Source organism: Halorubrum sp. GN12_10-3_MGM (assembly GCF_005435235.1).
Taxonomy (GTDB): domain Archaea; phylum Halobacteriota; class Halobacteria; order Halobacteriales; family Haloferacaceae; genus Halorubrum; species Halorubrum ezzemoulense.
Genome location: NZ_SGUB01000052.1, coordinates 1 through 7,793, shown reverse-complemented (window position 1 = coordinate 7,793; position 7,793 = coordinate 1). Strand labels below are relative to the sequence as shown.

The following is a 7,793-nucleotide window of genomic DNA, read 5'->3' as shown; positions in this document are numbered from 1 at the left end:
GGAACAGGCCGCTCGGACCTACGGCTTCCTCCGGTCACTGAACCTTACTGGGGCACCGATCCACAGTCTCGTGGACTGTATCGCTGTCAATGTATTCCGCTAGTTCCGCCAGTCTACCGAAGAGCGTCCAGGCAAGCCGTCTGAGCGATGCCATATCGCCAGACGGCGTCCAATTCCCGGTTAGCTTGACGGAATCCTTCCGTGAGAGCGTCTGAGATAGCCGTCACTCGGCGGCAAAACAAGGCATCTCGTCTTCAACGTCGCGTTCAACTGTGTCGATGCGCTCTGCAAGCGCATCGACGCGGATCTCTTCGCCGCCGTAGGTCACCTGTCGGTTGCTCCGGAGCGGGCCGATCCAGTCTTTGTCGGAGGATTCGATGAGTTCAGGAAGGCCAGAATCGTGGGCGAACCACGAGTCGAAGAGGTAGGTGTCCGCCGGGACACCTACCTCGTCTTCGAGTTCGGTGACGATCTCGCGGGCGAGATCGTACTTGGTGTCGTGGTCTTGGTCATTGTCGTCCTGTTTTTCGTAGAGTCGGAAGGTGAGTGGGTAGGCGGTTTTGTTGTCAGCGTAGAAGGCGTAGATGAGGTCTTGGCCCCAGACAGTGTCACCTTCAGCGTGATCGTAGAAGTGGCCGACGCCGGGGACTTCGTCCCCGGCTTTGTGGGTGATCGTGTCGTCGAGGATGATGTAGCCATCCTTCGACCAGCGTGTTTCACCGTGTTTTTGGAGTTCTTCGAGGCGCTCATGGTTGAATTGTTGTTCGTCCCAGTCGTACTCGGTGAGGAATTTGTTGAGAGCGCGTTTGTCTCCAGCTGGAAGGACTTCGCGTGAGATGCCTGCCACGGTCTTGTTGCTGGCCGCAACAAGACCGGTGGCGTAGGTTTTCGCGTGATGGCGTTGAGCTGATGACAGCGATTCGAACTCGTCAAACACACGCGTACACGACAAGAAGTCCGTAATCGGCATCATCCGTCTTCACTACCGCCTACGTCACGCTCCTACTTCAACATTCAAAGCTGAGTTTGTAGTCAAACTCAACATTAGCAGATCGAGGTCACAAGCATGTATAGTTGGAGAATACAATCCAATGACAGATACGATTGGTGAGGGCATAGAGAAAAACCACAGCGTCAGTTTTGGGAGGGGTCCAGTGACGGGTTCACTCGACGGACAACAAGTTCAATGTCGAATGTAGCGGGGTCTGTGGACCCGTTTGCGTCATCAGCATCATACTGGATCACGATCTCACTGAGAGTCCGTGTTCCTGTACCAAACGAATCGTACTGTCGCTCAATATACGTTCGTCCAACAGCAGTTCGCTCAGAGACACGTGGTGGATGATACGTTCGGTCATCAGCTGGTGGCTCGTAGTAGGCGTCAGCCCGAAACTCGAGAGTTCCATACCGTGCTGGTCCAACGTTCGAAATAACAATGTCAGCAACAATCTGTGATTGATATGGCGACTCAATAATGCGGTTAATACGAACAGTTTCGACAGCGATGCCCGCAGTATCAAGCGAAATTGGTTCGCCATCCGGGCGAGCAGAATCGGGTGGTTGAGTCTGATTACTTGTACTCGCCTGAGGGCGTGGTGACTCGGTTGTGTGTGAGCGAGATGGTCCTTCAGACTCATCAGCCGTCCCTGTATCACTCTCAACAAGACAGCCAGCAAGGGAGAGAGAAGTAACAGCAGCGAGGAACTGCCGCCGGTGATGAGAAAGTGTCATAGATGATGTTTGGTCGCACCTGAGTTAAATCCTGATCACGTGGGGTATCCAAATTTACTATCTCCCGCGGCTGAAACCACTATCTTTCTGCAGGGAGAGAATGCCGGCGTTACGCCGGGAGTGGATCCAACAATGCTGATACGATCCATCATGGACGGCAGGCCAGACATTCTATGCTCATCCACGCTATTAACTAAAGTGGCAGGACGGGGGTTGCGAGCGTCAAACTTCCATCGCGGGATTCCTCTCGATTCAGCGCGGAGAAAATGTCAATCAACGCGCTGGAACAACCAGCTTTCGGTCAGCTCGCCTTGCCAGCGGGTGCGTTCTTCCCACGCATCACCAGAAAAGCCGGTGGCAAAAACGAACGGACCGGCTTGGAGTAAGTATCCATATTGAACACCCGGGAAATCGTCCAGATTTGTTCGGTCACTCCCAGCTTCACGATGGTAATAACGATGCCATTTGATCGAATCAGTCGCTGAGGTGACGCCTGAACTGATCGAGGTCATTCCTTCTGTATCGCCGGCCGCAAGAGTTGTTGTAAATTCTTCACGTGCGGTCGCACGGTCACCATATTGTTGTATATACAGTGGAGTACCGTCCAAATCGCCAGGTGGCCCACGAAAGACGTTCCGCTGGCGAGTGACAGAATCTGGACGGGTCGCAAACGTCAAAAACACTTCTTCAGTACGGCCTGACGGTTGGACAACTGGTCCAAGCCGTCTCCGAAGTTTATTTCGGCGAGCGACCGGGAGCGGGTCTGCGGTGAACGTAGGCGGATAGCTCCCGTCCTCATCGACATATGGCTCGTGTGCGAGCGTCGTAAAATTGCGACGAGTGGGGACCGCAACTTCGACCAGCACATCACCGGTAGCGTGTGGTACAATTCGGTCGAGCAACCGGTTATGGATCGGGTTGCGTGAAAAACGCCTGCTGACGTACACTGGAGTCTGGATTTGGAAAAACGAAAGTCGCATCCGATCGAGTTCCTCAACAAATCGGTCAGCATCGTTACGACGTGCTGCGCGAGCCAAAGACGGGATATGCATATCAGTCCGTGACTGAAGAAGGTCAACAGGAGAAAAGTGGGGTTCAAACGCTGTTTCCGCGCGGTCCGCAGCGTCGTATCCGACAGTTTCGAGTCGGTCAACCATCTCGGCTGTTGGCATCGTTGGCTGATGGATTGTGGTACGGACTGTGTCGATAGTCTCAATCACACTGTCAATAGCCTGGTTATATAACTCAACCGCGCGTGGATAAGAGATAGCAAACCACACCACATCAGCAACAATCGCTTGCGTCCTCTCAGCAATGAGTTGTATCAGGTCGGAGGCGTAACCGTCGGCATCCGTTGAGTTATCTGTAGGTGGCTCATCGGTGCCAGCTTCCAGCGTAGTATTTGACTCGTCTGAGGATTCTATTTCGTCTGGATATCTCACACCATCAACACTCAAACAGCCAGCAAGACTTGCGGCAGCGCCGAGCCCGGCAAGCACGTTACGGCGCGGTTGTTCCATGCTCCATGTCGGTGGGGCCAAAACTTAAATGTCGTAGATTACATTATCAGCCATGCGAAAAGGTCAACAATAGTTAGACTGTATGAAATGATTGTGGAGTTATGAGATTTCGCATACCTATTGCTGATCAGCCTGTAGCATGTGTAGATATGTGGTGTGGCGGTGCTGAGTTGCTTACGTCGCCGCTTGTGGTGGGAGTCATTGCTAGTCTTGGAGCAATGTTGTTACTTGTAGTAGGTAAACTCCAGACAGCGATTGAAACATGCCAGGATGAACGGGAGTGTATTATTGCGGAACAAGACGCATTTCGTCGGTTTCAGACGCAGATACGGCAGGTCGAGCCAGTACAGTTTGAATCGCCAGATACCGCGCTAACAGATGTAGGTGACCGGACAGAAGTAATGGACGTACCCACAAGTCCCGGAGATGCGACACTCAAGTATGTACTTTCTGCGTATGAAGAAACAGTGCGATCAGTTCCGCACTATAGCATTGGCGATGAAGAGAGCCTTGCTGAAAATCTCGCTGCTGAGCTTGGAGAAGATATAGTGACGTCGTTGGCAACAAATCGGGTTCTCACTCCAGCGGTCCAACAAGCAATCGTTGACCGGAGCCAGCAGGCAATCGATGTACGTGCGGAGCTTATAGAGGTAGTGACAGAGGAGATGGATCGGCTCGCAAACTATCAAACGGAACTTACTAACATCGAGACCCGACAGGATAATCTCTGCGCGCACTTCGGGTCCGTACAAATGCGGCGCAGGGAGGCCGCGTTTGATATTTGGTGTGCGCTTCAGGATCTCGAGACAAAACTGGATAGAGTCGCTGAACAGCGACAGAGAGACCTTCACTCACCACCGGTTGCTGAGCCCCCAAGTGAGGAGACATCTGATGAACAGATCGAGTTCTGTGAGTACCTGTATTCAGATAGCGACACGCCACAGTATCCGGTCTTATCAGTAATTGGGGAACTCGGAGAAGCAATCCGAGCCGACAAAGAGCAAATCAGACCGTATCTTGGATGAGTTCTGAGTCGATATACGAAACAAGCATAGAATGTGTCGCCGTGACAGCGTCTACTCGATCTGTTGTAACACGAGTATATATGCCACCCTTAATCGTTGCGAGAATGTATTCTGTGACTTCAGAGGCATTGACCGCTTCAAACACATTTTCAGCAATACCACGTTCAAGAATCTCCCGGATCGTATCTGCTAACCGTTCATCAACGTGCGTAAATTGAGCGCGGATACGACTGTTCGTGACTGCTTGTGATCGAAAGCCGACAAGCACTGTTTGAAACTGATAATCGTCTTCAACCGGGTCCGGTGCGAGAAGTTTGGCAATGAGCTGTTTGAGGGTTTCAGCTGGATTCTGGCTTGGTTCGGTATCAAGAGTCGATTCGAATTTGTTGACAGTGAACTCAAGCAGTGTAATAAGCAAATCGTCTTTTGAATCGTAGTAGTGGTAGATAGAAGATTTTGATCCATCAAGCTCGTCACCAATACGGGCAATTGAGAGATCAGCATAGCCGTGTTTGAGCAACGCTGTGTGTGTTGCCTTCATAATGTTCTCTTCCGTGGCGCTCAAAGTGTGTTCCGACTGATCGCTTGTCATTGCTCGGTTGAGTCCGTTGTTTCAGAGGCCGTTTCAGCGTTGGTGAAATCAAATTCGGCGGAAGTTGAGTCCGCATCTGCTGATGGCTCAACAGTCTGTGTGTTCATCTCATCAGTTGTCGCCGTCTGTTCTGTAGTAGTTGAGGGTCCCGAGGTTGTCGTGACAGCGTCTTCTGTAGGAACCGCGCGACGTTGAAGTTCATCAATCTGTGGGACAGACGTCACATTTGCGAGAACGACAGTTGCCGTGAGTTCTGTTGTGTTTTGAATTGGCTCATCGCCAGCAAGCACTTCAACGGTCTGCGTTTCTTCTTCAAGCAGATATCGGCCGGTCTCAAATCCTTTCCGAGAGATTGTATCTGGGGGTCCACTGAGGATGAGCAAAACCCGATCTGCAGAAGTGATTTCACAGGGTAGCGTGAGTTTCGATTGGACTGCGCGACTGATCAGTGTCTTTATTTTCGACGCATCAACCGGAGTAGACCCAGAGGGCTGTGATCGACCAAGCAGGCGAAGAATCCGAGCAAGAAGTCCATGAGCGTTACTGTCAATTTCAACTGTGGCGCGACCAACAGTTGTTACCCCACCAACAGCAAGTGTCCGTGAGATATCAGCAGGGTCAATCCGAAGTTCAGATTCAAACGTCGTGTTGGCTTCACCGGCACCAAAAACGCTCAACAGTCGGTTGACGGTCATCTGATTAATCGACTGATAGCAATCAGCAATAGCGTCTCTATCCCGGGACCATGAATCGTTGTCGACAAGAAGCGTTGACGCAGCACGTGGGACAAGTGTTCGAAGACCACGGGCAGCGGTCAGTGCTCGTTGGTCTGACTCCGTGTCAGCGGGGAGAACACCCAGTGTGTACACTTCAGTTTCATAAATATCGGTGATTTCTTCCAACAACACACTCCCAACACCAGCACCAGTGCCGCCGCCAAGCCCAGCAACAATCATCGTGGCTGCGACTTCTGTTTCATCGATTTTATCGAGTGCACGTCGAATTTCTGGCCGCTCCGCTTTAGCGACTTGTGCGCCAACATCTGGATCACCACCAACACCATACTCATTGATGTCATATTCACGCGTGCGCGAGTTACTGGAGGCACCTTGTTGACTCGTGGTGGTGGATGTCTCTGATTGTAGTTGGGGATCGTGAGACGAATTTGGGGAGTCAGTAGCAGGAGAGTTTGTGTCTCGTCGAAGTACTGCCGGGTGTGTATCGCCAAGGAGGATATGCTGGTCAGTACTGAGGGCGGTTGTCTGAGAGAGTGGTTGTGATTCAGTGTGAAACGCGAGAACGTTTCCATTAGTCACCGACCGGCCTGTGCGGTGTTCAGTTCGAACAAACTGATCAACGAGTCGGGTACCACACCCGCCAACGCCGAGAAGTGCTACCTTCATTTACACACCAACGGCTGCGAGTGATGGTGGCGGCCAACAGAGTGGTGATGCGTCTGTCGGACAAGCGTTTGACGACGTGTTCGCTCAAACAATAGGGTCCAGATCATTGTCGTCATCAGTAATCAGCGACTGAATTTCCTCTTCGCGAACCGCATCCTGTTCTTGAATTTTGTTTTGCGCGTCAACAGCTTGATCTTGGATTTCGTTAATCCGCGGTGTATCAGTCACATTTGAGAGCAACACCACAGCCGCAAGGGTTGACGAGTCGGGACGAGGATCATCACCAGCAAGGACATCAACGGTATCAGCTTCTTGTTCAAGCCATTCACGAGCAGATTCAACCCCTTTTCGTGAAATCACATCTGGCGGCCCGGCAAAGACAATCAGCGCACGGTCAGCACTCGAGACATCACATGGAACAGTGAGCCGAGAATTCGTTGCTCGGCGCACCAAGCCTTTGATTTTTGCAGCATCTGTTGATTCACTCTGTGAGTCATCAACTTCTTTGAAATTGGCTAACAGTCCTTCTTTTGCGGGGGTAACGTCAGTTGAAGCGTACCCGATTGAGGAGACACCACCGGTATCGAGGGTTCGCATAATGTCACTCGAATCCATCGCGTTCTCACCAACCTCCGACTCATCGACTTCACCGGCTGCGAGCAGAGTGACAATGCGTGTTGCAAGCTCTTCGTTCATCTCTTCGTAGCCCTGCTCAATAGTCTGCCCACGAGAACGCCACGCATCGTTGTCGAACGCGATGAAATTATCAACTTTGTTGACGAATGACTGAAGCGAGCGGGCAGCGTTGAGTGCCGGCCGGCCGCCCTCGTACGTGCCAGGTAATACTCCAAGTCCGTACACTGGCTCATCGTACATCTTCTGTAGTTCGTCAATAACAACGGGAGCAGCGCCACTGCCGGTGCCTCCACCAAGGCCGGCTGCGACTAAGACAGCATCAACCTCGTGAATTTCAACATCGTCGAAAACGCGCCTGATTTCATCAATGTCGGTTTGCGCAACCTCAGCACCAATTTTAGCATCACCTCCAACCCCGTGTCCACGCGCTTTCTGATGGGTATCGCCGATTAACACCCGGCGATCTTCATCGAGATGTTGTGGTTTAGCGAGGTCTGTCCGAGCCGTATTAATGACCAATGCGTGACGACACAGATTACGACCAGTCTCAAATTCAAACTCAATCATCTGGTCGATAAGCTTGCTGCCTGCGTTACCGACCCCGATCGTTGCGAGTTTCATTGGTTGTTTCTCTGTTGAGCCGTATGAAAGTGTGTTGGTTGTGGGTGGACCTCACCGGGCTCAGAGTACGTGGCTGTGGAACGAGTCATTGAATACTGGTACGTGTGGTTCGAGACGTATTAATTAACAGTTTGTAGGCGGTGAACTACCCCACCCTACTCGCTCACGGCTGACGCCGTTCGCTCCTTGAGGGTGGGGCTTCCTGTTTCCACGACGCGCTTTGCAGATACAGGCGTATCCACAGGGAGCGCAGTCTCCACAGGCG

5 protein-coding genes and 2 pseudogenes are annotated in these 7,793 nt (G+C 51.9%); 2 read left to right on the top strand and 5 right to left on the bottom strand.

Annotated elements, in window-relative coordinates; translation table 11 throughout:
* Nucleotides 1-103 (top strand): annotated as a pseudogene (locus EXE47_RS18100) (IS1595 family transposase); the annotation flags it as partial.
* A 144-nt stretch (nt 104-247) separates the two neighbouring features.
* Here the strand turns inward: EXE47_RS18100 and EXE47_RS18095 are convergent.
* Both EXE47_RS18095 and EXE47_RS18090 read right to left on the bottom strand, forming a co-directional pair.
* Nucleotides 248-973: pseudogene (locus tag EXE47_RS18095) on the bottom strand (transposase); the annotation flags it as partial.
* Between the two features lie 1,027 nt (nt 974-2,000).
* A complete protein-coding gene (locus EXE47_RS18090) occupies nt 2,001-3,251 on the bottom strand; it encodes a hypothetical protein (RefSeq protein ID WP_137708618.1) in 1,251 nt (416 codons plus the stop codon).
* Nucleotides 3,252-3,652: 401 nt separating this feature from the next.
* Between EXE47_RS18090 and EXE47_RS18085 the strand changes: the two genes are divergently transcribed.
* The gene (locus tag EXE47_RS18085) at nt 3,653-4,276 is read left to right on the top strand and encodes a hypothetical protein (RefSeq protein WP_137708617.1); all 624 of its coding nucleotides are present in this window, start codon (nt 3,653-3,655) and stop codon (nt 4,274-4,276) included.
* Here EXE47_RS18085 and EXE47_RS18080 read toward each other — a convergent pair.
* The 3 genes from EXE47_RS18080 to EXE47_RS18070 form a co-directional block, all read right to left on the bottom strand.
* A complete protein-coding gene (locus EXE47_RS18080; protein WP_094521145.1) occupies nt 4,257-4,868 on the bottom strand; it encodes a TetR/AcrR family transcriptional regulator in 612 nt (203 codons plus the stop codon). The genes EXE47_RS18085 and EXE47_RS18080 overlap by 20 nt on opposite strands.
* Entirely contained in the window at nt 4,865-6,271 is a 1,407-nt protein-coding gene (locus tag EXE47_RS18075; protein ID WP_137708616.1) for a tubulin/FtsZ family protein, read from the bottom strand. Before EXE47_RS18075 ends, EXE47_RS18080 begins: the two co-directional genes overlap by 4 nt.
* 84 nt (nt 6,272-6,355) lie before the next feature.
* Nucleotides 6,356-7,528 (bottom strand): tubulin/FtsZ family protein, encoded by a 1,173-nt coding sequence (locus tag EXE47_RS18070; protein ID WP_080508737.1) that lies wholly within the window; start codon nt 7,526-7,528, stop codon nt 6,356-6,358.
* Nucleotides 7,529-7,793 lie beyond the last annotated feature (265 nt).

Excerpts from the sequence above, each read along its gene's own strand:
- EXE47_RS18075 (WP_137708616.1), bottom strand. The coding sequence starts at position 6,271 with ATGAAGGTAGCACTTCTCGGCGTTGGCGGGTGTGGTACCCGACTCGTT.
- EXE47_RS18085 (WP_137708617.1), top strand. The coding sequence starts at position 3,653 with ATGGACGTACCCACAAGTCCCGGAGATGCGACACTCAAGTATGTACTT.
- EXE47_RS18090 (WP_137708618.1), bottom strand. The coding sequence starts at position 3,251 with ATGGAACAACCGCGCCGTAACGTGCTTGCCGGGCTCGGCGCTGCCGCA.
- EXE47_RS18070 (WP_080508737.1), bottom strand. The coding sequence starts at position 7,528 with ATGAAACTCGCAACGATCGGGGTCGGTAACGCAGGCAGCAAGCTTATC.
- EXE47_RS18080 (WP_094521145.1), bottom strand. The coding sequence starts at position 4,868 with ATGACAAGCGATCAGTCGGAACACACTTTGAGCGCCACGGAAGAGAAC.